Origin of the sequence: Mycobacteroides immunogenum, assembly GCF_001605725.1 — a bacterium.
Taxonomy (GTDB): Bacteria; Actinomycetota; Actinomycetes; order Mycobacteriales; family Mycobacteriaceae; genus Mycobacterium; species Mycobacterium immunogenum.
On record NZ_CP011530.1, the window covers coordinates 4,025,841 to 4,052,104 of the forward strand.

General features: G+C 65.6%; 22 protein-coding genes. 7 read left to right on the top strand and 15 right to left on the bottom strand.

The features are described 5' to 3' along the window. Positions 1–23 precede the first annotated feature (23 nt). Positions 24–1,355: a 3-phosphoshikimate 1-carboxyvinyltransferase gene (gene aroA / locus ABG82_RS20165; RefSeq protein ID WP_043077679.1), complete on the top strand. Its 1,332-nt coding sequence runs from the start codon at positions 24–26 to the stop codon at positions 1,353–1,355. Then, on the top strand, positions 1,352–2,332 hold the full coding sequence (gene rsgA, locus ABG82_RS20170) for a ribosome small subunit-dependent GTPase A (protein ID WP_043077680.1): 981 nt from the start codon (positions 1,352–1,354) through the stop codon (positions 2,330–2,332). Before aroA ends, rsgA begins: the two co-directional genes overlap by 4 nt. A gap of 280 nt (positions 2,333–2,612) precedes the next feature. On the opposite strand, the gene ABG82_RS20175 is transcribed toward rsgA, so the two are convergent. From ABG82_RS20175 to ABG82_RS20190, 4 genes are all read right to left on the bottom strand, one after another. Then, positions 2,613–3,836, bottom strand: coding sequence for a fatty acid desaturase family protein (locus tag ABG82_RS20175; RefSeq protein ID WP_043077681.1), 1,224 nt, complete (start codon positions 3,834–3,836; stop codon positions 2,613–2,615). A 74-nt stretch (positions 3,837–3,910) separates the two neighbouring features. Beyond that, entirely contained in the window at positions 3,911–5,086 is a 1,176-nt protein-coding gene (locus tag ABG82_RS20180; protein ID WP_407661838.1) for a ferredoxin reductase, read from the bottom strand. Between the two features lie 64 nt (positions 5,087–5,150). Beyond that, a complete protein-coding gene (locus ABG82_RS20185) occupies positions 5,151–5,651 on the bottom strand; it encodes a DUF6912 family protein (RefSeq protein ID WP_043077753.1) in 501 nt (166 codons plus the stop codon). A gap of 5 nt (positions 5,652–5,656) precedes the next feature. Beyond that, positions 5,657–7,066, bottom strand: coding sequence for a WS/DGAT/MGAT family O-acyltransferase (locus ABG82_RS20190; protein WP_043077683.1), 1,410 nt, complete (start codon positions 7,064–7,066; stop codon positions 5,657–5,659). 175 nt (positions 7,067–7,241) lie between these two features. Between ABG82_RS20190 and ABG82_RS20195 the strand changes: the two genes are divergently transcribed. Beyond that, on the top strand, positions 7,242–7,712 hold the full coding sequence (locus tag ABG82_RS20195; RefSeq protein ID WP_043077684.1) for an Rv3235 family protein: 471 nt from the start codon (positions 7,242–7,244) through the stop codon (positions 7,710–7,712). 3 nt (positions 7,713–7,715) lie between these two features. Here ABG82_RS20195 and secA read toward each other — a convergent pair whose 3' ends face one another. Continuing rightward, positions 7,716–10,505: a preprotein translocase subunit SecA gene (gene secA / locus ABG82_RS20200; RefSeq protein ID WP_043077685.1), complete on the bottom strand. Its 2,790-nt coding sequence runs from the start codon at positions 10,503–10,505 to the stop codon at positions 7,716–7,718. A gap of 152 nt (positions 10,506–10,657) precedes the next feature. Between secA and ABG82_RS20205 the strand changes: the two genes are divergently transcribed. Continuing rightward, a complete protein-coding gene (locus ABG82_RS20205) occupies positions 10,658–12,100 on the top strand; it encodes an amidase family protein (RefSeq protein WP_043077686.1) in 1,443 nt (480 codons plus the stop codon). On the opposite strand, the gene ABG82_RS20210 is transcribed toward ABG82_RS20205, so the two are convergent. Continuing rightward, positions 12,063–12,461 (bottom strand): PaaI family thioesterase, encoded by a 399-nt coding sequence (locus ABG82_RS20210; protein WP_043077754.1) that lies wholly within the window; start codon positions 12,459–12,461, stop codon positions 12,063–12,065. The genes ABG82_RS20205 and ABG82_RS20210 overlap by 38 nt on opposite strands. A gap of 90 nt (positions 12,462–12,551) precedes the next feature. On the opposite strand from ABG82_RS20210, the gene ABG82_RS20215 reads away from it, so the two are divergent. Then, on the top strand, positions 12,552–13,877 hold the full coding sequence (locus ABG82_RS20215) for an aminotransferase-like domain-containing protein (protein WP_043077687.1): 1,326 nt from the start codon (positions 12,552–12,554) through the stop codon (positions 13,875–13,877). 75 nt (positions 13,878–13,952) lie between these two features. On the opposite strand, the gene hpf is transcribed toward ABG82_RS20215, so the two are convergent. The 4 genes from hpf to ABG82_RS20235 all read right to left on the bottom strand — a co-directional run bounded on the left by hpf (position 13,953) and on the right by ABG82_RS20235 (position 16,728). Next, a complete protein-coding gene (hpf, locus tag ABG82_RS20220) occupies positions 13,953–14,558 on the bottom strand; it encodes a ribosome hibernation-promoting factor, HPF/YfiA family (RefSeq protein WP_407661889.1) in 606 nt (201 codons plus the stop codon). Between the two features lie 373 nt (positions 14,559–14,931). Continuing rightward, entirely contained in the window at positions 14,932–15,555 is a 624-nt protein-coding gene (locus ABG82_RS20225; RefSeq protein ID WP_043077689.1) for a ComF family protein, read from the bottom strand. A gap of 55 nt (positions 15,556–15,610) precedes the next feature. Continuing rightward, on the bottom strand, positions 15,611–16,303 hold the full coding sequence (locus ABG82_RS20230) for a TetR/AcrR family transcriptional regulator (protein WP_043077690.1): 693 nt from the start codon (positions 16,301–16,303) through the stop codon (positions 15,611–15,613). A 2-nt stretch (positions 16,304–16,305) separates the two neighbouring features. Further along, a complete protein-coding gene (locus ABG82_RS20235; RefSeq protein ID WP_043077691.1) occupies positions 16,306–16,728 on the bottom strand; it encodes a hypothetical protein in 423 nt (140 codons plus the stop codon). 127 nt (positions 16,729–16,855) lie between these two features. Here ABG82_RS20235 and ABG82_RS20240 point away from each other — a divergent pair, with 127 nt between their 5' ends. Beyond that, positions 16,856–18,805 carry an acyl-CoA dehydrogenase family protein gene (locus ABG82_RS20240; RefSeq protein ID WP_043077692.1) on the top strand — a complete coding sequence of 650 codons (1,950 nt, stop codon included), beginning with the start codon at positions 16,856–16,858 and terminating at the stop codon, positions 18,803–18,805. Here the strand turns inward: ABG82_RS20240 and lpqB are convergent. From lpqB to ABG82_RS20260, 4 genes are read right to left on the bottom strand one after another with little or no spacing between them, the layout of a single operon-like run. Then, a complete protein-coding gene (gene lpqB, locus ABG82_RS20245; protein ID WP_109475869.1) occupies positions 18,802–20,556 on the bottom strand; it encodes an MtrAB system accessory lipoprotein LpqB in 1,755 nt (584 codons plus the stop codon). The genes ABG82_RS20240 and lpqB overlap by 4 nt on opposite strands. Then, positions 20,553–22,286, bottom strand: a complete 1,734-nt coding sequence (gene mtrB, locus ABG82_RS20250) for an MtrAB system histidine kinase MtrB (RefSeq protein WP_043077694.1) — start codon at positions 22,284–22,286, stop codon at positions 20,553–20,555. Before mtrB ends, lpqB begins: the two co-directional genes overlap by 4 nt. Beyond that, a complete protein-coding gene (mtrA, locus tag ABG82_RS20255) occupies positions 22,283–22,969 on the bottom strand; it encodes a two-component system response regulator MtrA (protein WP_014850711.1) in 687 nt (228 codons plus the stop codon). The genes mtrB and mtrA overlap by 4 nt, the downstream gene beginning before the upstream one ends. 51 nt (positions 22,970–23,020) lie before the next feature. Next, entirely contained in the window at positions 23,021–24,550 is a 1,530-nt protein-coding gene (locus ABG82_RS20260) for an AMP-binding protein (protein WP_043077695.1), read from the bottom strand. Between the two features lie 285 nt (positions 24,551–24,835). Between ABG82_RS20260 and ABG82_RS20265 the strand changes: the two genes are divergently transcribed. Then, on the top strand, positions 24,836–25,558 hold the full coding sequence (locus ABG82_RS20265) for an MgtC/SapB family protein (RefSeq protein ID WP_043077696.1): 723 nt from the start codon (positions 24,836–24,838) through the stop codon (positions 25,556–25,558). Between the two features lie 66 nt (positions 25,559–25,624). Here ABG82_RS20265 and ABG82_RS20270 read toward each other — a convergent pair whose 3' ends face one another. Further along, positions 25,625–26,263 (bottom strand): dTMP kinase, encoded by a 639-nt coding sequence (locus ABG82_RS20270; protein WP_043077697.1) that lies wholly within the window; start codon positions 26,261–26,263, stop codon positions 25,625–25,627. Position 26,264 lies beyond the last annotated feature (1 nt).

Genomic DNA, 26,264 nt, shown 5'->3' on the forward strand with positions numbered 1-26,264 from the left:
CGCCCGTCCGGGACAATGGGGCGGTGACGAGCGGACTCTGGCAGGCACCGACGATCGACGGTTCCATCAGCGCGACCATCACCATGCCCGGCTCAAAATCCCAAACCAATCGGGCGTTGGTGCTCGCGGGGCTGGCGGCGCGTGAGGGCGGCACGTCGACGGTCTCCGGCGCACTGCGCAGCCGCGATACCGATCTCATGATCGGCGCACTGCACGCACTGGGATACGCCCTGGACGGTGACGGTACCGATCTGACGGTCTCACCCGGGGCCGGTGACGGCGCTCCGTCCACCGTGGACTGCGGACTTGCCGGAACGGTGCTGCGATTTCTGCCGCCCGTGGCGGCACTTCGCCACGCACCCACCGTCTTTGACGGCGACGAGCAGGCACGAGCCCGGCCCATCGCGCCCCTGTTGGACGCGCTGCGGTCTACCGGAGTGGATATCGACGGACAGCATTTGCCCTTCACGGTCACCGGCGCCAGCCAGGTTCGCGGCGGCGAGGTCGGTGTCGACGCGTCGGGGTCCTCACAGTTCGTCTCTGGGCTGCTGCTTTCCGGTGCCGCGTTCACCCATGGCCTGACGGCGATAAACACCGCGGACGTGCTGCCTTCCGGTCCACATGTGGTGATGACGGTGACCATGCTGCGTGAGGCAGGTATCGCGGTCGACGACTCCACTCCCGGGCGCTGGCGTATCGATCCGCAGCCAATTCCCGCCCATCACTGGGTGATTGAGCCGGACCTGTCCAATGCGCTGGCCTTCATCGCGCCGGCATTGGCTACCGGCGGCACCGTGCGCATCACCGGGTGGCCGAAGCAATCCACCCAGCCCGCTCGCCAGATCGAGGATGTGGTGCGCCAATTCGCACAAGCCGTCTCGTTGACCGGCACGCACCTGGAGGTGACAGGTCAGACCGGTTATGGCGGTGTCGATCTGGAACTCGGCGAGGTCGGAGAACTCACCCCCACCGTCGCGGCGCTGGCCGCCCTGGCCGAGCCGGGCAGCGTCTCGACGCTGCGCGGGATCGCCCATCTACGTGGACACGAAACCGATCGGCTCAAGGCACTGGCCCACGAGATCAATGCTCTCGGCGGGCAGTGCGAGGAGACCGAGGACGGACTACGGATTGTCGCGACCGGTCTACACGGAGGCGTGTGGGGCTCGTACGCGGATCACCGGATGGCCACGGCCGGAGCACTTGTCGGCCTGAAAGTGCCTGGGGTCTCCGTCGACGACATCGCCACCACCAGCAAGACGCTGCCGGACTTCCCCGGCATGTGGGCGGACATGCTCGCCCAATCCGGGGCTCATCACGTCATTGGCTCATCGGAACCGGGCGGTCACGCCTCTTGAGCCCACGCGAGTACGACGAGTCCGACGCCCGCATCCGTCCGGGCCGACGCTCGCGGCCTCGCACCAAAAACCGCCCCGATCATGCCGATGCGGTGCCCGCGATGGTGGTCACCGTGGACCGCGGCCGCTGGGGATGTGTACTCAACGACGACCCTGCCGAGCGGGTGACCGCGATGCGGGCACGCGAGCTCGGCCGCACCCCGATCGTGGTGGGCGATACCGTCAGCCTGGTGGGCGATCTATCCGGCCGCCCCGACACCCTGGCGCGCATCGTGCGGCTGGAAGAGCGCCGAACTGTGTTGCGCCGCACAGCCGATGACACCGATCCGTTCGAGCGGGTCTTCGTGGCCAACGCCGATCAACTGCTCATCGTGGTGGCGGTCGCCGATCCCCCGCCGCGCACCGGCCTGGTGGAGCGCGCGCTGATCGCCGCCTATGCCGGTGGACTCACCCCCATCCTGGCGCTCACCAAAACCGATCTGGCAGATCCTGATTCATTCGCGGCGCAATTCGCAGATCTCGATATACAAGTCATCGGGGCGGGACGCGATGAGCCGCTCGAACCCATCATGGAAGTGCTGTCAGGACGTCTCACCGCCCTGCTGGGGCACTCCGGGGTGGGCAAATCGACGTTGGTGAATCGCCTTGTGCCGGAGGCCGATCGCGCCACGGGAGAGGTGACGGGCGTCGGCAAGGGCCGGCACACCTCCACCCAGTCGGTGGCGCTGCCGCTGCACCCGGCGGGCTGGGTCATCGACACCCCGGGCATCAGATCATTCGGCCTGGCCCATATCGAGCCCGCCGATGTCCTGGCCGCGTTCAGCGACCTGTCCGAAGCCATCGAGGACTGCCCGCGCGGCTGTCAGCATCTTGGACCGCCCGCCGACCCCGAATGTGCCCTCGACGAGCTGGCGGGCGCATCGGCCAAACGGGTAACCGCCGTTCGCCAGTTGCTTTCTGTGTTAACAACGCCCTAACTCTTGGTTGCGGGGGCCTTCTCGAATCGCGATATCAGCACACCCCGATTACCGTCTTCATCAGTGGCTGCGACGGAGGCAGCCAACGAGGGTCAGGGGTTAACAGATGACGAGCTACGTTCGTAGAATCGCCAGTGTGGCAGCCGTTTTCGCCTGCGGTGTCGCCGCCTGGGCCACCATGTGGATCTCCGTATCCGGCCTGGGATAGTTCCCAGCCGCCACCGAACGTAAAGGGTGCCCCCGCCGGTTTCGGCGGGGGCACCCTTTACGTCGAGATGACTCAGACCTTGTGGCGGGCCTTGCGCCGCGCACGGACGGCGGCGAACGCGGACTTCAGCCCACGCCGCTCACGCGGCTCCAGCTCGTCAAACATCTTGACGCTGCGCGTCTCCGGCGCGTTGTCCGCGGTGTACGTCAGGTACTTGTCCGGCAAGGACAGCTTGGCGATGGTCCGCCATGTCTTCGCGTACTGCACCAGGAAGGGTCCCGAGGTGTACGGCAGGTCGTACTTGTCGCACAGCTCGCGCACCCGCACCGATACGGCCGCCAGCCGGTTGCTCGGGATGTCCGGATACAGGTGGTGCTCGATCTGGTGGCACAGGTTGCCGCTCATGAACCGCATCGCCGGGCCGGCGTTGAAGTTGGCGCTGCCCAACATCTGCCGCAAGTACCACTGTCCTTGCGTCTCATTCTCGAGGTCTTGTTTGGTGAACTTCTCGGCGCCATCCGGGAAGTGTCCGCAGAAGATGACCGCGTTGGACCAGATGTTGCGAATCACATTGGCCAGCAGGTTGGCAGTGACCGTCTTGCGGTAGCTGCCCGCGGGCGAGAGCGCGCTCAACGCCGGGAACGCCACGTAATCCTTGGCGACCTGCTTACCCATCTTGGTCAACGCCGCCTGGCGCTTGACACGGAATTCTTCCTTGTCGGCCCGCCCCTGTGCGACCTTGCCCAGCTCCAAATGCTGTGTGCCAACGCCCCATTCGAAAAGCAGCATCAGCAGCGTGTTGTAGGCCAGGTTGCCCAGGTTAAACGGCTTCCACTTCTTGTCGCGAGTGACGCGCAATAGCCCGTAGCCCACATCGTCGTCCATGCCCAGCACGTTTGTGTACTTGTGGTGGATGTAGTTGTGGGTCTGCTTCCAGTGCTCTGCTGGGTCGACCATGTCCCACTCCCAGCTGGAGGAGTGGATCTCGGGATCGTTCATCCAATCCCACTGACCGTGCATGACGTTGTGGCCGATCTCCATGTTCTCGACGATCTTGGCCACCCCGAGCGTCAGCGCTCCGGCCCACCACGCCGACCGCTTCTTGCTCGCCGCCAGCAGGACGCGACCACTGAGCTCGAGGGTGCGTTGCGCGGCGATGGTGCGGCGGATATAGCGAGCGTCGGCTGCGCCGAGCGATTCCTCGACATCCCGGCGGATCGCATCCAACTCATGTCCGAGTGCCTCGACATCAGCCTCGGTGAGGTGTGCGAATTCCTGGATATCCGAAATCGCCATCCGTGAGCTCCCTTCGCCGGTTCGTGCCTACGATAGCGTAACCTACGGCACCGTAGGTTACTAGGCCGTTAACCTCACACGTCGAGAACGCAATCGCCCGATGCCGCGGAAACACAGGTTTGGATGCGCGTTCCCGGCTCGTACTCGGCCCCGGTGCGCAGGTCACGGGCGTGCCCCTCCACCAGCGACACCACGCAGGTCTGACAGATCCCCATCCGGCAGCCGAAGGGCATCTGCACCCCGGCCTCCTCCCCCGCCTCCATCAGCGAGGTCGCCGCGTCCGCGGCACGCTGCTTGTCGCTGCGCGCGAACGTGACCAGGCCACCCTGCCCATGCGGCGCGGCGCGCGAGACCGCGAATCGCTCCAGGTGCAGCAGCTCGGAAAGACCGGCGTCGGCCCACGTCCGCTGCGCGTCGTCGAGCATGCCTTCTGGCCCACAGGCCCAGGTTTGGCGTTGCGCCCAGTCCGGAACCTCAGATACCAGCGACGAGAGATCCAGTCGTCCTTGCGTTTTCGTGGTGCGCAGGCGGTAGTGATACGACGGGTGCGCCGCGGAGAACTCCGCCAACTCGGCGGCGAACATGACGTCGCGCTCGGTGGGCGCCGAGTGCAGATGCACCACATCGGGCAGCGGCAGGCCTGCCGCCGCCGACCGCCGCACCAGGGTGCGCAGCATCGACATGATCGGGGTGATGCCACTGCCCGCGGTGAGGAACAGGATCGCGGGGGGCGCGGGATCGTCGAGCACGAAGTTGCCCTGCGGAGCGGCCAGCCGCACGATCGTGCCCGGCTCCAGGCCGTTGACCAGGTGCGTCGAGAGAAATCCCTCGGGCATGGCCTTGACGGTGATGGTGATGGTGCGCCCCGAACCGCCGGCATGCACCGGCGCCGAGGTCAGTGAGTACGAACGCCAGCGCCACCGGCCATCGATGAGCACGCCGATGCCGACGTACTGACCGGGGTGGTAGTCGAAGTGGAAGCCCCAGCCCGGCTTGATCTCCAGGGTTGCGGAATCGCTCGTTTCCTTGCGCACGCTGACCACCCGGCCACGCAGCTCACGTGCCGACCACAGCGGGTTGGCCAGGCTCAGGTAATCGTCCGGCAGTAGCGGCGTGGTGATGCGGGAAGCCAAGCCGCGCAAGATGTTTACCGCCGCATGACGTGACTTGGGTGCGCCCGAGGCGGACGCGTCGAGCCAAGAAGCCAGTTTCACAGCCGATGACCTTCCATTGATGAAGGAGACGCTCACGGTGGCGCAACCTACGCTACCGTAGGTTACTGGTCAGGAACAGGCCAATCGGCCACGTCCCCGCCTACAGCAGATCGAGCAGGAACGGCAGTTCTTGCGTCGCGTACCAGGCCAGATCATGGTCTTGTGCGTCGCCGACCACCAGCTCGGCGTCCTCGTCCCCCAGGTCCGCGGCGTCGATCACCTCGGCCGCCCGCACTACATCCGACTCGGCCTGCGCCAGGTCGATGTGTGCAGCCACCACCGCGGATATCGGCACCGCACCCGCCAGGCGCACCACCGCGTCGTCCAGATCGGGGCGCAGCTTCGCCTCCTCGGCGTCGGCAACCAGCACTGCCCGCCGGGCGGGCAACCCGTCGTCACCGTCCTCGTTGGCCAGCAGCCGCAGCGAGGCCAGCGCGGCCTCGCGCATCGCCACCTCGGACAGCTCATCCTCATCGCCGGCGGAGTAGGCCTCGCGCAGCGCCGGCGTCACGGCGAACGCGGTACCGTTCACCGGCCACAATTCTCCGTCGGCCACCAGACCGCGCAGCATCGACAGCGTCACCGGGATATACACCTGCATGGGCATTACTGCGCGGCCTCCAACAATTCATCGAGCGCCTCGGTGATCAGCACCGGGAGCATGTCGGCATCGGGCATCGCCTCACGGTCGGCGTTGATCCCGTAGTACACGGCTCCGTTGTACGAAGTCAGCCCAATCGACAGCACCTGATTACGCAGGAGCGGAGGCACGGGATAGATCTCCGCCAGCCGTGCGCCACCCAAATACATCGGGGCCTGCGGCCCAGGCACATTCGTAACCAGGAGGTTGAACAAGCGGTTCGGCAGTGTGCTCGCGACGCGGGCTGCCAACGCGTGCATGGTAGGCGGCACGAAACCGGAGAGCGCCGCCATGTTCGGCACATCCACCAAACTGAATGCCGCGGAATGTGATTCAGTGGCATGAGCAATCTGGGACAGCCGCACCACGGTGTTGCCCTCGCCTACCGGAAGATCGACCAAGAACGGCGATACCTCGGTGGTCGCGGCACCCTCGCCGCCCACATCCAGGTCACCGTCCCGGTACACCGACATGGGCACCATCGCCCGAATGGTCGAAGCGGTGGTCACCGGCTCCCCCCTACTCATCAACCAGTTCCGCAGTGCCCCAGCGATTGTTGCCAGAACCACGTCGTTGACATCGCAGTCGTACTTGGCGCGCACGCGGCGGTAGTCGGCCAGCTTCGTGCTCACCACACCGAACCGGCGGCTGCGTGACACCCGTTGGTTGAGCGGACCTCGTGGGGCGGCGCCGCGAGCCGCCGTGCGCACCACCTTGACCATGCGCTCACCCAATTCACCGATCTCGCCGGTCAGCGACGCGGCGTCGGCCACCGTGTTGCGCACCGCTTCCAGGCGGGCGCCGGGACGCGCCAGCCATTCCGCGACGGCCCCGGCCACGAGCTCGCTGGTGCTCGGCTCATGCTCGGGCACCCAGATGTCTTCCCCGAAATCCGGTGTGCGCGCGGTCCTGTCGAAGATGACCTGCCCCAGGCTGAGCGCGGAATTTCCGTCTACCAGCGCCTGATGAGTCTTGGTGTAAATAGCCAGCCGATTCTTGGACAGCCCCTCCACCAGATACATCTCCCACAGCGGGCGCGACCTATCCAGTGGACGAGATGTCAAGCGGGCCACCAGATCTTGCAGTTGCCCTTCGGAGCCCGGCGACGGCAGCGCCGAGCGCCGGATGTGATAAGTGATATCGAAGTCGACGTCATCGAGCCAGACCGGGCGGGCCAGGCCGAATCCGATCTCCTTGACCTTCTGCCGGTAGCGGGGAACTTGCGGTAGGCGGCTCTCCACCAGGGCCAGCAACTCCTCGTAGGTAAAGCCACCGCGCGGCCGGCGAATGATCGCCAGCCAGCCGACGTGCATCGGCGTCGAGCTGTCCTCGCTGGAGTAGAACGATGCGTCGAGCGCGGACAATCTGCTCACCACAATCCGCGCCGCCTTCCCCTAAAAATCTCGCCACTTGCACCCAGCGGCACCGCCGTGTCGATTGTCCTGCCAACCGTACCCTGGCGTCCTGGACATCTGTTGTGCGATCATGATCCGCAATGATCTGCGACTCTCCAGCAGAGCAAATGAGGGGGCTCATTCACTGGAGGGGAACATGTCTCATCGCTACATCACCCGGGTTGCCGACTACGAACCGGCGCCCGTGCTGGCCAGCCTGCCTGCGGCCTGTCACACACCGCGGCCCGCGAGGTTGCACCAATCCCGGGCCCGGCCGACGGGCATCGAACGCCAAACACATCCGCGCGAACAGTCGCCGTCTCCTCTGGCGGTTGCGTTCGCCGACGCCGCAATGCGCCGAGTCTTGGAAGTCATGGACCGGCGCCGGCCCATAGCGCAACTGCGGCCACTACTCGCCGATGGACCGCTCAGTGCGGTGATGGCGCGATCGTCCCGCGCCCCCGCCACCACCGCGGCACGGCTCAGCAAGATACGGGTGCGCCGTTGCACGGACGACACCGCGGAGATCTTCGGGACATTCGAGCGCGGCGGCCGCGTCAAGGCGTTCGCCGGACGCATCCACTCCGTGCGCGGCGACTGGCTTGTGGTCGCGTTGCAGCTCGGCTGACGCCTAGCGCTTGCGGCGGGACTTGGTCGGCTTGGGGGTACGGCCCGCGTTGCGCGCCGCTTCGCGACGCTCACGCCGGGTGCCACCACCCGATGCCGAGGACGCGCCGCCCTCATGACGGGACTGTGCCGATCCGTCCTCGGCCGGACCCGAGTAGGTCAGTTCCGGGGTCGACTCGTCAAGTCCCTTGGCCTTCAACTCTCCGTGAGCGGCCTGCGCTGCGGCAGAAGCGAACTCGGCTAGACCCTCCGGCGCTGCCTGCGGGGCGACTGCGCTGCCCTCCGGCTGCTGGACCTCGACGTTGATGTTGAACAGGAAGCCGACCGACTCCTCCTTGAGGCCGTCAAGCATCGCGGTGAACATGTCGAAGCCCTCGCGCTGGTACTCGACCAGCGGATCACGCTGCGCCATGGCGCGCAGGCCGATGCCTTCCTTGAGGTAGTCCATCTCGTAAAGGTGCTCGCGCCACTTGCGGTCGATCACACTGAGCAAGATGTTGCGTTCCAGCTGACGCATCGAGCCCTCGCCCGCCAACCCGTCGATCTCGGCTTCCCTTGTCTTATAAGCTTTCTTGGCGTCGTCCAGCAGGGCTGCCTTGAGATCGTCGGGGCTCAGCTCATCGGCCTCGCCGTACTCGCTGGACGCGATGAGCTCTTCAGGCTTCACACTCACCGGGTACAGCGTCTTGAGCGCGGTCCACAGTGCGTCGAAGTCCCAGTCCTCGTGGTAGCCATCGGCGGTGGCGCCATCGACATAGGCGGCAACGGTGTCGGTGATCATCTCCTGGATCTGTGGCTGCAGATCCTCACCGTCGAGGATGCGGCGGCGCTCGGCATAGATGACCTTGCGCTGCTGGTTCATCACCTCGTCGTACTTGAGAACGTTCTTACGAACCTCGAAGTTCTGCTGCTCGACCTGGGTCTGTGCACTCTTGATGGCATTGGTCACCATCTTGGCTTCGATCGGCACATCGTCCGGGACGTTCATGCGCGTCAGAATCGTTTCCAGCGCAGCACCGTTGAAGCGCCGCATCAGTTCGTCTTGCAACGACAGGTAGAAGCGAGACTCACCCGGGTCACCCTGGCGGCCGGAGCGTCCACGCAGCTGGTTGTCGATACGGCGCGACTCGTGACGTTCGGTGCCCAGCACGTACAGGCCGCCGGCCTCTTGGACCTCCTTGGCCTCGGTCTCGGCGGCGTCCTTGAACTTCTGCAGCGTCTCGTCCCAGGCCTCCTGGTATTCGTCGGGTGTTTCCACCGGATCCAGGCCCTGATCACGAAGATGCTTGTCCGCCAAGAAGTCCGGGTTACCACCGAGCACGATGTCGGTACCACGGCCGGCCATGTTGGTGGCCACCGTGATGGCGCCGCGGCGACCGGCCTCGGCGATGATGCCGGCTTCCTGTTCGTGGTACTTGGCGTTGAGGACGTTGTGGGGAACGCGCCGCTTGGTGAACTGCCGCGAAAGATATTCGGAGCGTTCAACACTCGTGGTACCGATGAGGACGGGCTGCCCCTTCTCGTACCGCTCCACCACGTCGTCGACGACGGCGATGTACTTGGCTTCCTCGGTCTTGTAGATGAGGTCTGACTGGTCCTTGCGCACCATCGCCCGGTTGGTCGGTATGGACACCACACCCAGCTTGTAGATCTCGTTGAGCTCGGCCGCCTCGGTCTGGGCGGTACCGGTCATGCCGGCGAGCTTCTCGTACAGACGGAAGTAGTTCTGCAGGGTGATGGTGGCCAGGGTTTGGTTCTCGGCCTTGATCTCCACCCGTTCCTTGGCCTCGATGGCCTGGTGCATGCCCTCGTTGTAGCGGCGGCCCATCAGCACACGGCCGGTGAACTCGTCGACGATCAGCACCTCGCCCTCGCGCACGATGTAGTCCTTGTCGCGGGTGAACAGCTCCTTGGCCTTGATGGCGTTGTTCAGGTAGCTCACCAGCGGCGAGTTGGCCGCCTCGTACAGGTTGTCGATGCCCAGCTGGTCCTCGACGAACTCGACCCCCAGCTCGTGCACACCGATGGTGCGCTTGCGGATGTCGACCTCGTAGTGGGTGTCTTTGTCCATCAGCGGCACGATCCGCGCGAACTCGGTGTACCAATTGGACGCGCCGTCGGCCGGACCCGAGATGATCAGCGGGGTACGGGCCTCGTCGATGAGGATGGAGTCGACCTCGTCGACGATGGCGAAGGCGTGCCCGCGCTGCACCAGCTCGTCGAGCGAATGGGTCATGTTGTCGCGCAGGTAATCGAAGCCGAATTCGTTGTTGGTGCCGTAGGTGATGTCGGCGTTGTAGGCATCGCGGCGCTCCAGCGGAGTCATCTGCGACAGGATCACCCCGACCTCCAGCCCCAGGAAGCGGTGCACGCGACCCATCCACTCCGAGTCACGCTTGGCCAGGTAGTCGTTGACGGTGACGACGTGGGTGCCCTTACCGGCCAGCGCGTTCAGGTATGCGGGCAGCACACAGGTGAGGGTCTTGCCTTCACCCGTCTTCATCTCGGCGATGTTTCCGGCGTGCAGCGCGGCGCCACCCATGACCTGCACATCGAAGTGCCGCTGGCTCAGCACACGCCACGAGGCCTCCCGCGCGACGGCGAATGCCTCGGGCATCAGGTCGTCGAGCGTCTCGCCCTTTTCCAGGCGCGCCTTGAACTCGCCGGTCTTGGCCTGCAACTCGGTATCGGAGAGCTTCTCGACATCGTCGGACAGGGTGTTGACGTAATCGGCCACGCCCTTGAGACGCTTGACCATGCGACCTTCACCAAGGCGCAGCAACTTCGACAGCACGTCAATATCCCCTGTACTCGTTAGGAGTTGTCAGATTCAGCGAGTCCCATCGTAGGCGTCGCCCCAAGCCGCACCGTCCCATGTCTGCCCAGTGTGCGCTTCGGCGCACGCTGAGCCGGAATAAGTGGACCCCACTGGGCGCTCTCCAGCGCGTGACAGAACTGTGGGAATTGACGGCAATAGAGGTCGTCAACGGCATCCGTGGGGGCGAATTCCTGGCTGTCGATGTCTTGACCAGCGCCTTGGCCCGGGCAGCTGCCGAATCCGACCTCAACGCGTTCATCGCGGTGGACGGCGACGCCGCACTTCGCGCCGCGGCCGCGGTGGATCAGGCACGGGCCGCCGGGCGCGCGCTGCCTCCGCTGGCCGGACTGCCGATCGTCATCAAGGACAACATCGACCTGACGGGCTGGCCGACCACCGGCGCCACCCCCGCGCTACGGCAGGCGCGACCCGCCGAAACCGCCCCGACGGCCCAGGCCCTGCTGACGGGCGGTGCCATCGCGATCGGCAAGACCAACCTGCATGAGCTGGCGCTCGGCTTCACCACCATCAACGACGGCGCGCCCGGCTCACCGCGCAATCCGTACCGTCGCGACCACATCACGGGCGGCTCCTCCGGCGGCACGGCCGCGGCGATCGCGGGCCGCATCGCCCCTGCGGGGCTGGGCACCGATACCGGCGGCTCGGTCCGGGTTCCGGCCGCCCTGTCGGGGCTGGTGGGCCTGCGCCCGTCGGTAGGCGACGGCACCACCGACCGCCGCTATGCCACTGAGGGCGTACTCCCCATCACCTTCACCCTGGACACCGTGGGACCGCTGGCCAGGACCGTCGCCGATGTGGCACTGCTCGACGCGACCATCACGGGTGCGGCACACGGCCCGGCCGCGAAGCTGGCGGACGTGCGCCTGGGGATCCCGCGTCAGTTCTGGGCGGGGCTCGACGCCCGGCTGGAGGCGGCGGCCCGGTCTGCCCTGGACGCCCTGACCGCAGCGGGAGTCACAGTGGTCGACGTCGACTTCCCCGAGGCCATCGCGGCGCGGGAAGAGTGGTTCCCCGCCGTGCTGCCCCTCGAATGGCGCGCGGCGGTACAGGCCTACCTTGAGGCCTCCGCCATCGCGGACGTGACACCGGACCGGATTGCCGCCGAGGCCGTGAACCGCAATGTGCGTGAGCTGCTGGCGTCGGCAGTCGCGGCACAGCCCGATCCCGACGGCCCGGAAGTCCTCACCACACATCGACCGCGGCTGCAGCGCAGGTATCGACAACTTGCCGACGAGCATGGCCTGGACGCACTGATCTTCCCCACCACGGCCCTGCCCGCGGAGTCGTTCGATAACTTGGCCGGGCACCCGAGCCAAGCCCGCGAGATGCAGTACGGCCGCAACACTGTTCCGGGTGCACTGGCCGGAGTACCCGGCCTGTCACTGTTCGGCGGAACAACACACGACGGGCTGCCGATCGGCCTTGAGCTGGACGGGCCCATCGGTTCTGACGGCAGATTGCTCGCCATCGGGTTGGCCGTCGAGGAAGTGCTGGGACGGGCGCCACTGCCTCCTATCGCCCAGCCGCCCGGTCACCGCGCAGCGTCATGACGGTGCTGGTCACCGAGGCCACCGCTTTCCCGTCGCCGCGGGTCACCTCGCAGATGTAGTGGGTGATGGTGCGGCCCGAGTGCGACGGGCGCGCCGTCGCCATCAGGGTGTCGGCCCAGACCGGCCGCAGGAAGGCGGCACGGATATCGATGCTGGTGAATGTCTCCCCCGGCGCCATCAGGGTGGAATGCGCGGTTCCGATCGCGGCGTCGGCCAGTTCCACCAGAAATCCGCCGTGCACGGTGCCCTGCTGGTTGCCGTGCCTGGCCGGATCCGTCTCCACGCGCACGGAGGCGGTACCGGTGTCGGCGGCAACGATCTCGAAGTCGAGGAACTGCGAGATGGCCGTCGGGTAGCGCATGTGGCTCGGGAATTCGATCGTCACGCGTCGACGGTAGGTGGGTAAATTAGTGCAATCAACAAATTGTCCTAACCACAATTGGGAGACCGCGTGCGCGTTCAACGTCATGCCACGGTTGCCGACGAGATCGCCCAGCAGATCCGGACCGGGGCGTTGCCCCCGGGAACCCGGCTGCCGACCCATCGCGCGCTCGCCACCCGGTACGGCATCGCTGTCGCCACCGCCAGCAGGGTCTACCGCGACCTGACGGCGGCCGGGCTCGTCGTAGGCGAAGCCGGACGCGGCACATTCGTCCGCGATCTCAGCGGTTTCGCCGGGCCCGAGCCCACCCGGATCGCGGCCGGCCGGCGCACCGCGGATCTTTCCTTCAACCAACCACTATCGGAGGGACAGGACGACGAGCTACGGCAAGCCCTGCGCGGGCTCGCCGCCGAGGGCGCCCTGAGCAGCCTGCTGCATCAGCAGCCGCCGGGCGGGCGCAGTCGCGACCAAGCCGCGATCGCCACCTACCTGCTCGATCGCGGTATCGATGTGGCGCCGCACAGCGTGCTGATATCCGGTGGGGCACAGCAGGGGCTGGATGCTGTCCTGGCGGCCCTGACCGACCCGCGCGCGGTCGTGGCCGTCGACGCACTCACCTACCCGGGCATCAAACTGCTGGCCACCGCCCGCCGACTCGAGCTGGCCCCGGTGTGCACCGGCGACACCACCGGCATGGACCTGGACCATCTGGAATGGCTGTGCGGGCAGCGACCGGTCTCCGTGCTGTACCTCATTCCGACACTGCACAATCCGCTGGGCTACACGCTGAGCACGAGCGCACGTGAACACATCGCCGTGCTGGCCGCGCGTCACGACTTCCTGATCATCGAGGACGCGACATACGCGTTTCTGGAGCCCGAGGCGCCCGCACCCGTGCAGACCATCGCTCCGGAGCGCACGTTCTACGTCGGCAGCATGTCCAAGAATCTCGCCTCCGGGCTGCGCATCGGATATGTCGTTACTCCCGAGGCCCAGCGCCCGGCGCTGATCCGATCGCTGCGCGCGACGAGCTGGGGCGCTTCGACCATCGCCAGTGCACTGACCACCCGCTGGCTGACCGATGGCACGGTCACGCGGCTGGAGAAACTGCGCCGCGAGGATGCCCGCCTACGGCAGCTCATCGCCCGAACCGAGCTGGCGGGGCTCGACTACCGGGCCCATCCCTCGTCGTATTCCGGTTGGCTCGTGCTGCCCGAGTACGCACGCCGTGACGTCGTGGCCCGCGAACTTGCCGAGCGCGGCATCATGGTGTCGACGGCCGACGCGTTCTCGACCACGCCGCATGCGCCGAACGCACTACGGCTCGCGCTGGCCACCCCCGCGGTATCCGATCTTGCCGAGGCGCTACGCCAAATCCGCACCGCGACAACCTGACCGCTCGCGCTACGAAAAATCCCCGCACCGGTTGCGGTCCGGTGCGGGGATTTTCTGCGCGGTGACCGCGCGCCCTTACTCCCCGAGGCGTATCAGGCCGTAGTCATACGCGTGCCTGCGGTACACCACCGATGGGCGACCGGACGACTCGTCGTGAAAAAGGAAGAAGTCGTGACCGACCAATTCCATCTCGTACAGCGCGTCGTCCACTGTCATCGGCTTGGCCGGGTGTTCCTTGGTTCGCACGATGTGGCCCGGGCCCTGCCCGTCATCGAGCTCGGCGCCGTTGTGACTGTGCGCGCCGTTCACCGCGCTGGGCGGGGCAAAGGCATCGGCCGGCAACACCGACGTGGCCTCGGCGAGCGATACCGGTGTCTTGTCTCCGTAGTGCACCTTGCGGCGGTCGAGCCCTCTGCGCAGCCGGCTTTCCAGCTTGGCAACGGCGGCTTCGAGTGCGCTGTGGAATGTGTCGGCACATGCCTCGCCCCGGACAACCGGTCCGCGGCCCCGCGCGGTGATCTCCACGCGCTGACAACTCTTCTTCTGGCGACGATTGCGTTCGTGTTCGAGTTCTACATCAAAGAGGTAAAGGGTCTTGTCGTAACGTTCCAGACGGGACAGTTTGTCGTTCACAAAGATTCGGAAGTGGTCGGGGATCTCTACGTTTCGGCCCTTGACCACGACATCGGCTTGGGCTGTCCGTTCCCCGTCTTCGAGTACAACGGATGCCTTTGATGTGCTTGACAACTCATACCTCCGGTACTGATTGTGCGCTTGCGCTGAACCCGTCCGCTAGGGACTAAAGATATTGGCGGCGCGCATGTTTGATATTTGAAGTACGCCGGAGTCGCCTGAAACGCTGAGACGGCAGCCCGCCGGCGCTGGGGTTGGCAACCACCTCCTCCGCGCTACGGGAAGCAGGCGTTCCGAGTTTGGAGGGAGGTTTGACCACCCTCACGCGGAACGTTCATAGCTTGTTGGCCCCGACGGTAGTCCGTGTTCACTCGCCTTGCCACCGATTCGTGAGAGTCGTTTCGAGATCGTCATACGATCTTTAGGAGTACGTCAGCGTGAGCACGGCAGCGACTCGAAATCCCGCCGATTTCAACACTCTGACCGATTCGGTAACAGTGGCGCCGGTGGTCACGACATCGTCCACCAGCACCAATTCCGTGTCCGGTTTCCGGGCCCGGCGCAACGCGACGCGTCCGGACACATTGCGCTGCCGGGCGGAAATGGACAGTCCAACCGAATCCCGTGCGCCCATCTTCATGCGCAGCAGAGAGGCCACCCGCACTCCCGCAATCCGGGTGGCGACGGTGGCCACGGCGGTCACCGGATCTCCGCCGCGGCCGCGTGCGGCAGCCCATCGCGTGGGAGCCGGCACCAGCGTCACCGGACACTCGATCAGCTGCCACTGCAGAAGCTGCGCCACTCCCCGCGCAAGCGCCATTCCGAGCGGATCCGCGAGATCGCGGCGGCCGCGCTCTTTCATCGTCACGATCGCATGCCGTCGGGCCCCGGCGTACCTTCCGAGCGACAGGACCGGCACACCGGGATCGACCCGTGTCGTGACCACCACGGGCTCTGCCGCAAACGCAACCGCACACGCCTCACACCAGCGGACCGACGGTGCACCGCAACCGCCGCAGACCAGTGGGAGCACCAGATCGAGCATGCGATCACTGTGCGCGTGGGGTCCGACATTCCTTCCCCGCTGTGCCGACCCAGTGCTAAAGCGCCGCGACCAGCGTTTCGATCTGGCCGCGGTCCAGCACCTCGATCGTTCCGTCCGGCAACCCGAGAATCCGATCGGTAGCGATGCCGTAGAGACGCTGCCGCAGGACCGCGGCATCAATCACCTCGGACCGCGTTTGTGCGTCCGGCGCCTCCAGGATCCGCTGCACGGTGGTGCCCATGGTGGCCGCCAGGCCCTGGATCATGTCCCCGACGCCCTCGGGATCGAACGTGTCGAACACTCCCTCGCTGACACCCTGAGCGATCACCTCGGTGAGCACCGGACGGAACTTGCTCTCCCATATCGCCGAGATCCTGCGCAACAGCGACTGATTTTCCGGGCGCATCATCGAGGCCATCGCCGCGATGCTCTCGGGCGCGCCGAGCGCCAGTTTCACTTCGTAGCTGGCGCGCAATCCGGAATTCAGCCGCTCCAGCGCGCCCTTGCCCTGTTGCGTGAAGACTGCCCGCAATACCTCGAACGCCTGGTCCGCACTGCGCTCGGCGAGCGCGGATACCAGCGCTTCCTTTGACGAAAAGTAATGGTAAAAAGCGCCTTTCGACATTCCTGAGGTTGCGATCAGATCGTTCAGACTCACTTTGTCGTATCCGCGCTCCAAGAACAGGGCCAGCGCCAGATCGAGTACCTCGGCCCGGCGCAGGTCCGGATGTTTCACCACACGCGGCACGGTCAGCGCTTCCTGATCCAGCCGACGTAGGTCAGGTACAGACCGACCAACGCCATGAACAGGAAGAAGCCACGAACCGCGCCGACGGCGGGCACCGACGCGTCCACCCCTGCCTGCATCACGTGCGGAAACGCCAGCAGCACGAATCCCCGCAATGCCAGAAACCAGCCGAACAACGAGATGATCACCGCCGCCGCCCCGCGCCAAAACTGATGGAAGGCGACGATCATCAGCCCGCAAAACAGCAGCAGGGCGCCGAACAGCCACGACCACATCGGCTCCCTGAAGAAGCTGTCACCCAGAAAGCTGAGGTCCGCCGCACGCGCCGCGATGATCGCGGTGACGATGGCAACGAATGGCCCGATGACCCGCGCAAACGCACGGGTACGCGACGACGGATCGATGACGGCGGACGCAGTATTCATGCCGCGAGTTCCTTCCCTGAAAGCCCAATTAGACCATCGGTCGGTATGTTAGACCAGTGGTCGGTAAATGCAAGGAGGATGCCGCAGAACGCCGGGGAGTCGACCGGCCTTGGCTAGGCTCGTATTCATGGAGACCCGGACAGCACCTGCCGATCCCGAAGTTCTCACCTCAAACCTGCGCGTCGCGCTCGACGGACGATTCGGTCCGATCCGCGACGCCGCACGCGAGTACCTCAACCGCTCCGACCTACTCCCCGACCCATCACTGACTCTCGAAGAATCACGCGCGCGATCACTGCGGATCATGCGAGAACTGGTGCCACATGGCCTGCCACACGCGGGATTCCGCAAGGAGCACGGCGGCACCGGCGATGTCGGGGCCGCGATCGTCGGCATCGAGATGCTCGGATACGCAGACCTCTCGCTCATGGTGAAGGCGGGTGTGCAGTGGGGCCTCTTCGGTGGCGCGATCGAAAACCTAGGCACCGCAGCCCATCACGAGCAGTATGTGGTCCCCCTGATCAATCTTGACGTGCTCGGTTGTTTTGGCATGACCGAGACCGGCCACGGCTCCAATGTGCAGGCCCTACAGACCGTCGCCACCTACGACGCTAAGACGGGAGATTTCATTCTCAACTCCGAGGGCTCGCTGGCACGCAAGGACTACATCGGTGGCGCCGCCGAGCATGCCACCGTGTCAGCGGTTTTCGCGCAGCTCGTCACCGGTGGCCCCGGCGAGGAGGCGACGGGGCGCGGCGTGCATTGCTTCGTGGTGCCGATCCGCGACGCCGACGGCAACGATCTGCCCGGCATCACCACCAGCGACTGCGGTTACAAGGGCGGGCTCGCCGGAGTGGACAACGGGCGCATCGTGTTCGACAACGTGCGGGTCCCACGCGCCAACCTGCTCAACCGGTATGCCGACGTCGCCGAGGACGGCACCTACAGCTCACCGATCGAGAATGAGAACAAACGCTTCTTCACCATGCTGGGCACCCTCATCCGCGGCCGGGTGAGCGTCGCGGCCACCTCGGGCGCGGCCGCCCGCAAGGCGCTGACCATCGCTTCAAGGTATGCCCTGGTCCGCAAGCAGTTTGACACCCCGGATAGCGACGACGAGGTGATCATCGCCGACTATCTGGTGCATCAGCGCAAGCTACTGCCCCTGATCGCCCGCTCGTACGCGCTGGCCTTCGCGCAGAACGAGCTCACCGAAGAGCTGCACGAGGTGCAGACCGCCGATGAGGTGGACGCGGATCGGCAACGCCAACTGGAAAGCGCCGCAGCAGGTTTGAAGGCCATGACCAGCTGGCATGCCCAGCACGCCATCACCGTATGTCGCGAGGCGTGCGGTGGCGCCGGCTACCTCGATGCCAACCAGCTCACCATCCTGCGCCGCGATATCGACGTGTTCACCACCTTCGAGGGCGATAACACGGTGCTCACCCAGCTGGTGGCCAAGGAACTCCTGTCGGCCTACGCCGAGGACGTGCGCGGTCTCAATGCGGTGGGCTGGACCCGGTTTATCGCCGGCATGGCCCGCGACGTGATCCTGGAACGGTCCGCGGCCCGGCAGGTCATCCAGACCATCCTGGACTCGTCCGACGAGGACGTGGAGGAATCCGATCTGAGCAACAGGGGCACCCAGCTGCGGCTGCTGCGCAACCGTGAAGATCATCTGTTGCGCACGGCGGCCACCCGAATGCAACGCGCCCAGTCCGATGATGAGGACCCCTTCGAGGTCTTCAACTCCGCGCAGGACCACATCCTCAAGGTGGGCTCGGCGCACACCGAGCGAGTGGTGCTGGAAGCCTTCATCGAGGCGATCGACAGCTGTGACAGCAAGTCGGCACAGGAGCTGCTGGAGAAGCTGTGCGACCTGTTTGTCTACAGCGCGCTAGAAGCCGACCTGTCGTGGTTCCTCATGCACCGGCACGTCTCGACCGAACGGGCGAAGGCGATCCGGCGCGGCGTCAACCAGCTGTGCGAAGAACTGCGCCCGCACCTGGCAACCCTGGTGGACGCGTTCGGAATTCCCGAGGCGCTGCTTGTCACGGAGATGATCCCCGACAACTAGCCGGTAAGCACCGGAATCGTCTGGGGCATCATGAGCGGACGCACCTCGATCCACCGCTCCTCGGGGGTACCCAACCCCGTCAGCTGCAGCACGCCGCGTGTGTCGGCGATGTAGATGATCGACGGCGAGGCCACGATCGTGGATACCGGCGTCAACAGGTTGCGGTCGTCCAGATCGGAGTTCACTCCGTCAAGGTTCACGTTGGCTACCAGGTGCGATCCGTCGTTGCGGGCCACGGCGATATCGTCACCTGTCCGCCACGCCAGCGACACCGCCGAATTGCCCAGGCCGTAACCCAGGCGCCGCGGATGCACCAGGGCATAGTCACCGCTGTCGGTCTGCACCACCGTCGCCAGAATCACCTGGCCGTCAATGATCATGGCGGCCCGGGTGCCATCGCGCGATAACGCCAGCTCGGTGATCAATCCCTTGTACTTCTGTGCCACTGCCGAGGATTCCACCGGGAGCACCGCCACCATGGACGTGGTGGCTTCCTGGATGACCCTGACCACGCGCCCACCATCGATGACCACCCACACCGCGTCATCGAGCGCCCAGGTCGGGCGGGTCAACGTCTTGCCGCCGACCGCCTCGCTGCCGTTGGCACCATTGGCGCCCACCCACATCGACATCTGCGGGTCATCACCGGCCTGCACCCGTACCACCGAGGCCACCTGACGGCCACTGCGTGACAGCGCCGCCGAAACCTGGTTTCCCACTTGACCAAACGATCCGCGTACCGGCACTGCCGTATCGCGATCAACGGACACCAGCGATCCGTTCAGCAGCCCGTAGAGGCCCACCCCCGCACCTTCCGACGCGCCCGGGTCCGTTGATGCGACATTCTGCGTGCTCCAGCCCTGCGCCAGCTGCTCATCAAGCGGAGCCCCATTGACCTGCAGCACATACGGTCCGGCGATGCCGGCCCGCGATAACGTCCAAATTACCTGCGCGGCAAGGAATTGCCGGGTCCGCTGGTCGGGTGTCAAGTCACCTTCAAGCTCCACCCGCACGCCGCCGTAGCCACGGCCCACATCGACCCGGCTGCCATCGGCGCGAGTCACCGGGCCGCGCAGCCGCAGGCCGCTCAGGTGATTACGCACCGCGCCACTGAGTTCCGGGCGCGGGCCGGACAGCAGTTTGTACACCAGCTCGGTGGCCAGCAGGTCGGGATCGGCGACCGCGACATACCGCGGATCGGGCACCACGGTGCGGCCGGCCGGGTCCGCGAAGTACACGGTGTAGCGACGATAGGTGGTCTGGAACTGCGCCCAGTCCAGAAACACCCCATTGGGCAGCGAGTCGATTCGCCACTCCCCGTTGACCTTTACCAACGTGAACTGCGGATCCTGCACGTCGCCCTGGGCGGTTTCGAAAACCCCGACATCGGACAGGGTGCCCAGTTTGTTCGCGCGCACATTGATGGTCCACCGATCGACGCCGCGCTGGTCGGCGAACACCGGCGACTCGATCAGCACCGCGTCACCCGCGTCATCCCATGTCCGCGAACCCGATTCGGTGAGAAACTGGCGTGCGGCCCGGTGCCTGTTGGACGGTTCGGCGGTGGCCTTCAGGAACTCACGAAGCACCGTCTCCGGTTCCATACCCGGCGTGGGGGCCGGCACCCCGGGCGGCAACGGGCGCTGCACCGTGCCGATGGCCTGCGGCGACGACGAGGTGGGCACCCCCGCACAGCCGGACACCACGAGCGCCACCGCGGCCAGGATCGCGGCCACCTTGCGGCGCATCACGATGGATCTCCCGTCCGGCCGCCCGACGACTCCCGCACACGCTCGATCTTGGGACTCGAGGTGCGCATCGGTGTGGTCTCTTGTTCGCCGGGATGAGGTCCTCCCCGTGAAGTCGCGCGGCGCGCTGTCGAACTCGGCCGGCTGGTCGGGTTCAACGGCAGCGGGCTCGTCGTCACCTTATGTCCGCGTACCAACGGCACCGTCAACCGGAACAACGCTCCATTGCCGGGTTCACCCCACGCCTCCAGACGGCCCTGGTGCAATCGGGCGTCCTCGACACTGATGGCCAGGCCCAGCCCGGTGCCCCCGGAATGCCGCTTGCGCGACGGGTCCGCGCGCCAGAACCTGTTGAACACCAGCTTTTCCTCGCCGGGCCGCAGGCCGACGCCAAGATCGCGCACGGTGACCGCCACGCTGTCGATATCGGCGGCCATTCGGATAGTGACTGGCTTGTGCTCGCTGTGATCGATCGCGTTGGCTACCAGGTTGCGCAGGATGCGTTCCACGCGACGGGGATCCACCTCGGCGATGATCTCTTTGTCGGGCATGTCCAGCACGACGGAGGTGTCCAGCTCGTCGGCCAGATGCTGCACGGAGGCCACCACTGCCTTCACGGTCTCGCGCAGGTCCACCTGTTCCACCGCCAGCTCGGCCACACCGGCGTCGTGCCGCGAGATTTCCAGCAGATCGGCTAGCAGCGTCTCGAACCGATCGAGCTCGTTGACCATCAACTCGGCCGAACGCTGCAACGCGGGGTCGAGCTCTTCCCGGTTGTCATAGATCAAGTCGGCCGCCATCCGCACGGTGGTGAGCGGTGTGCGCAGTTCGTGGCTCACGTCAGAGGTGAAGCGGCGCTGCAGATTTCCAAACTCTTCCAGTTGCGTGATCTCACGCGACAGGCTTTCGGCCATGTCGTTGAACGACACCGCGAGCCGCGCCATGTCGTCGACGCCGCGCACCGGCATGCGTTCGGACAGATGCCCTTCGGCGAATCGTTCGGCGATGCGCGACGCCGACCGCACCGGCAACACCACCTGACGAGCGACCAGCAGCGCCGCTGCGGCCAGCAGTACCAGCAGCACCACACCACCGGTGACGATGGTGCCGCGCACCAACGAGATGGTGCTTTCCTCATTGGACAGCGGGAAGACCAGATACAGCTCGAGCGCGGTCACCTTCGAGGTCGTTGGAGAGCCGATGACCAGCGCCTTGCCCGAGAAGTTCTCGGTGTGGACGGTCGAATACTGGTAACTGACCTGGCCGGCCTTGACGAATTCACGCAGTGGGCCCGGAATCTGGGTGGCCGGCCCCGCCGAGGTCGCCTCGCGAGGACCGTCGCCGGGAACCAACAGCACCGCGTCAAACGCCCCGGCGCCGCCGCCTTCGGACCCCTTGCTGCCGTTCAGCAACTGATTGCGAGCCAACTCCAGGCTGCTTTGCAGCGACCGCGTTTCCTCGCCGCCCACATCGTCACTGACGATGACCCGCGCGCGTTCCATCTCCTCGGTGGCGACACGGATCTTCGACTCCAGAATGCGGTCGGTGACCTGGCTGGTGAGCACGAATCCCAGAATCAGGATGACCAGAGAGGACAGCGCCAGGTTGGACACCACCACCCGCACCTGCAGGGAACGGCGCCAGGTGAACCCGACCGCTCGACTCAGTGCCTTCAGTCCGCGTACCAGTGGTGCCGATCGCCGCTGAATGCGCCGCTTCGAGCTGAAGATCACGGGGGTCCGGCCTTATATCCCACTCCTCGAACGGTCAACACCACGGTCGGATTCTCCGGGTCCTTCTCCACCTTGGCCCGCAGACGCTGCACGTGGACGTTCACCAGCCGGGTGTCGGCCGGGTGCCGGTAACCCCACACCTGTTCGAGCAGCACATCTCGAGTAAACACCTGGCGAGGTTTGCGTGCCAGCGCCACCAGCAGATCGAACTCCAGCGGGGTCAGCGAGATCTGCTCGCCCTCGCGCGTGACCTTATGCGCAGGTACGTCGATGTCGATGCCCGCGATGTTCAGCAGCTCGGCGGGCTCATCGTCGTTGCGGCGCAGCCGGGCACGGATGCGAGCGACGAGTTCCTTGGGCTTGAACGGCTTCATGATGTAGTCGTCGGCGCCGGACTCCAGGCCCAACACCACGTCCACGGTGTCGGTCTTGGCGGTGAGCATGACGATCGGCACACCAGAGTCGGAGCGCAGCACACGGCACACATCGATACCGTTCATCCCGGGCAGCATGAGGTCCAGCAGGACCAGATCGGGACGCAGCTCCCGGACCGCGGTGAGCGCCTGGGTGCCATCGCTCACAACTGCCGTCTCGAAGCCCTCCCCGCGCAACACGATGGTGAGCATCTCGGCCAATGACGCGTCATCGTCGACAACAAGGATCCTTTGCCTCATAGAGCCCATCGTGTCACTAGATCGTGACAAAACCGGGGTACCAAAGGGGCGAGTTGCGAACTAGTCTCGCGCGAGCTGATCCCGGAGCTTGAACTTCTGGACCTTCCCGGTGGCCGTTCTGGGTAGGGAGTCGACGAACTCGACTCGCTTGGGGCACTTGTATCCCGCGAGCCGGTCCCGGCAGTGCGCGATCAGATCGGACCCGGTCGGCGAATCGAGATGAGTGACCACCACCACTACCGCGGTGACCAGCTCACCCCATTTCTGGTCGGGGACGCCGACAACGGCGGCCTCGCGAACCGCGGGGTGCGACACCAACGCGTCCTCAACCTCGATCGAGGTGACATTCTCGCCGCCGGTGATGATGATGTCCTTCTTGCGATCCGAGATGGTCAGGTATCCGTTGTCCACCGACCCGCGGTCGCCGGTATGAAACCAATTGCCCGCCAATGCCTCCGCAGTGGCCTGCGGCTGATCCCAATAGCCGTCGAGGTTCGTGTTCGACTGGGTGAGCACCTCACCATCCTCGGCGACGCCGACGCGCACACCGATTGCCGGGGCACCTGCGCGCCCCAACATGCGGGCCTGCTCGTGCTCGTCGAGTCCGGCCCATTCGGAGCGAAAGCGATTCATGGTAATCAGCGGCGCCGTCTCGGTGAGCCCGTAGATCTGGATGAACTCCCAGCCGAGTTCGGTACGCACCCGGGCGATGGTGCGCGTCGGCGGTGGCGCGCCGGCAACGATGATGCGGACCCGATCGCGTCCGGGAATCGGCCCCTCCCACCGTGCCGCGGCGTCGAGCACGGAGTCGACGACCGTTGGCGCCGCACACATCACGGTGACGCCGTGCGCTTCGACACGCCGCAGAATCTCATCGCCATCGACCTTGCGCAACACAATGTGCCGCGCGCCCATGCCGGTCGCGGCGTACGGCCAGCCCCATCCGTTGCAATGAAACATCGGCAGTGTGTGCAGCAACACATCATCGTCGCGCAAGGTGGCATGCAACCCGAATACGACGGCGTTGATCCAGATATTGCGATGCGTGAGCTGCACGCCCTTGGGGCGACTTGTCGTGCCTGAGGTGTAATTCAGAGTGGCAGTGGCCGATTCGGTACACAACCAGGGATCAGGGGTGGCAGGGTCACGCGACTCCAGCTCCCCGAATATCGCCGCATCGTCCTGCCCCAACACAAAGTTGTGTCTTGTCCGCACGGTGTCCAGCAGGCCCCGCACCTCCGGGTCGACCATCAGCACCGACGCTCCCGAATGTTCGACGATGTACTCGATCTCGGCGGGGGCCAACCGAAAGTTGATGGGCACCAAGATGCGTCCCCATCCGGAGACCCCGAAGAACGAGGCAAGCAGCCGGGCGCTGTTCTGCGAGACAATCGCCACCCGCTCCCCCGGTCCGACCCCGAAACTGTCAAGCACGGCGGCCTGTCCACGTGCCCGCGCGGCGAGCTGCCGGTAGGTCACCTCCCCCCAGGACTGCGCCGGTTGCACCGGCTCGTCGACAACACCGATGCGGTCGGGGTACACCAGCTCCGCACGGTCCAGAAAATCTCGCACGCTCAGATCGAAGAACACACACCAATCCTGCCGTCCCGTGTGGAGTGCGGTGTGGAATATCCACGAAGCGACGGGACATCTTGCCGCTCGCTGGTGGCGGGTGTTTAATGATGGCGTTTTGTTCAGCAGTGATTCATGTGCGCTTTGCGCCTACGACTAGGAGGTGACGCGACTATGACCGATAGTCAACCTCCGAGTATGCACCGCGCCTTCTAAACGCAGACCTGGGTCGCGCCCGAAGGCGCTCTTGTTGCACCGACTTTTGTGCACCTCGAAATCACTGCAAGAGAACAGGACCCCGTCATGAGCCATTGGGATGTCATCATCCGCATCGCCCTCGGATTCGGCTTGGGTTGCGCCATCGGGATCGAACGTCAGTGGCGCGCCAAAAACGCCGGTCTGCGCACCAACGCGCTGGTGTGCCTGGGTGCGGCACTATTCGTCATCATGGGCGCATACAGCTTCCACGGCCCCGGCGCCGATCCCACTCGCGTTGCGGCGCAGATCGTTTCGGGTATCGGTTTCCTCGGCGCCGGCGTAATCATGAAGCAAGGGGCCACCATCACCGGCCTGAACACCGCCGCCACCATGTGGGCGACCGCCGCGGTCGGCGCGTTGGCCGGCGGCGGCATGTACGAGGTCGCGGTCCTCGGCGCGGTGGCCATCGTGCTGGCCAATCTGCTGCTGCGACCGCTGGGTCATCTGCTTGACCGTCAGCCGGCGATCGGTCGCGAGTCCGACCCCGCCGCGTATCTCTTCGAGGTCACCACCACTGATGAGACCGAGGCACATATCCGGGCGCTCACCGTCCAGGCCGTGAGCCGCCCGGAGTTCGCGCTGCAATCGGTGCGCTCGTACGACGTGGAGGACGGCAAGCACGTACGGGTAGTCGCGAAGTTGAGCGCCGAGGAGCGTAACGATTCACTGCTGGAGTCCGCGGTGAGCCGGCTGTCCATGGAACCGGCGGTTTCGGCGGTGCGCTGGCACATCGATCGCGAGGAAGACGTCGAATCCAGCGAGTGGTAAGGACCGGACCGCTATTCGTCGAATGTGAAGCTACTGCGGGAAACAGGGGGAAATCCCGCAGTAGCTTCACGCTCGGCGAAGCAGTTCGGCCGCCAACGCTTCCGGGTCGCTACCGTCGGTGACCACCCACGGCCCGCCCCAGTTGCGTTGCGCCAGATCGGCGTATGCCGCGGACACCCGCGACTGCAGATCCGCGTCACGCTCGTAGGTATCGCGGGTGCGATCACTGTCCTGCTGCTCGCGGCTACGGGCCCGCTCCCCCGCCAGCTCCGGAGAAACCTTCAGGAACACTTGCCAATCCGGATGCGACAGGCCAAAGCGCTCGTACTCCAGCTGGTAGACCCAGCGCGCCATGTCGCCGTCGCCGTCCTGGTGCAGCCGCGCCGCACCGTAAGCGGCGTTGGAGGCCACCCACCGATCCAGGATCACCAGATCGTGAGTGCGCGTCAACCCGGTCAACTCTTCCATCGCATCACGGCGATCCAGCGCGAACAGCAATCCCATGGCGTACGCGGAAGACACAACGTCGCCGTGCCCACCTTTGAGCGACTCGGCGGCCAGATCGGCATGCACCGAGCGCCCGTAACGCGGGAAATCCAGCGTCGCAACGGATAAACCCTGGGCGGCACAGCGCGTAGTCAGCGCTCCGGTAAGCGTGCGCTTGCCCGCGCCGTCCACACCCTCGATCGCAATCAGCTGGCCCACG

What these genes read in the sequence shown, in the direction of transcription:
- ABG82_RS20185 (WP_043077753.1), bottom strand. Translation starts at nt 5,651, where the DNA reads ATGCAGGTGTATATCCCGGTGACGCTGTCGATGCTGCGCGGTCTGGTG.
- ABG82_RS20210 (WP_043077754.1), bottom strand. Translation starts at nt 12,461, where the DNA reads ATGCGCTACCCGACGGCCATCTCGCAGTTCCTCGACTTCGAGATCGTT.
- ABG82_RS20195 (WP_043077684.1), top strand. Translation starts at nt 7,242, where the DNA reads ATGTCTCATCGCTACATCACCCGGGTTGCCGACTACGAACCGGCGCCC.
- ABG82_RS20225 (WP_043077689.1), bottom strand. Translation starts at nt 15,555, where the DNA reads ATGCTCGATCTGGTGCTCCCACTGGTCTGCGGCGGTTGCGGTGCACCG.
- ABG82_RS20235 (WP_043077691.1), bottom strand. Translation starts at nt 16,728, where the DNA reads ATGAATACTGCGTCCGCCGTCATCGATCCGTCGTCGCGTACCCGTGCG.
- ABG82_RS20175 (WP_043077681.1), bottom strand. Translation starts at nt 3,836, where the DNA reads ATGGCGATTTCGGATATCCAGGAATTCGCACACCTCACCGAGGCTGAT.
- ABG82_RS20240 (WP_043077692.1), top strand. Translation starts at nt 16,856, where the DNA reads ATGGAGACCCGGACAGCACCTGCCGATCCCGAAGTTCTCACCTCAAAC.
- mtrA (WP_014850711.1), bottom strand. Translation starts at nt 22,969, where the DNA reads ATGGGCTCTATGAGGCAAAGGATCCTTGTTGTCGACGATGACGCGTCA.
- ABG82_RS20265 (WP_043077696.1), top strand. Translation starts at nt 24,836, where the DNA reads ATGAGCCATTGGGATGTCATCATCCGCATCGCCCTCGGATTCGGCTTG.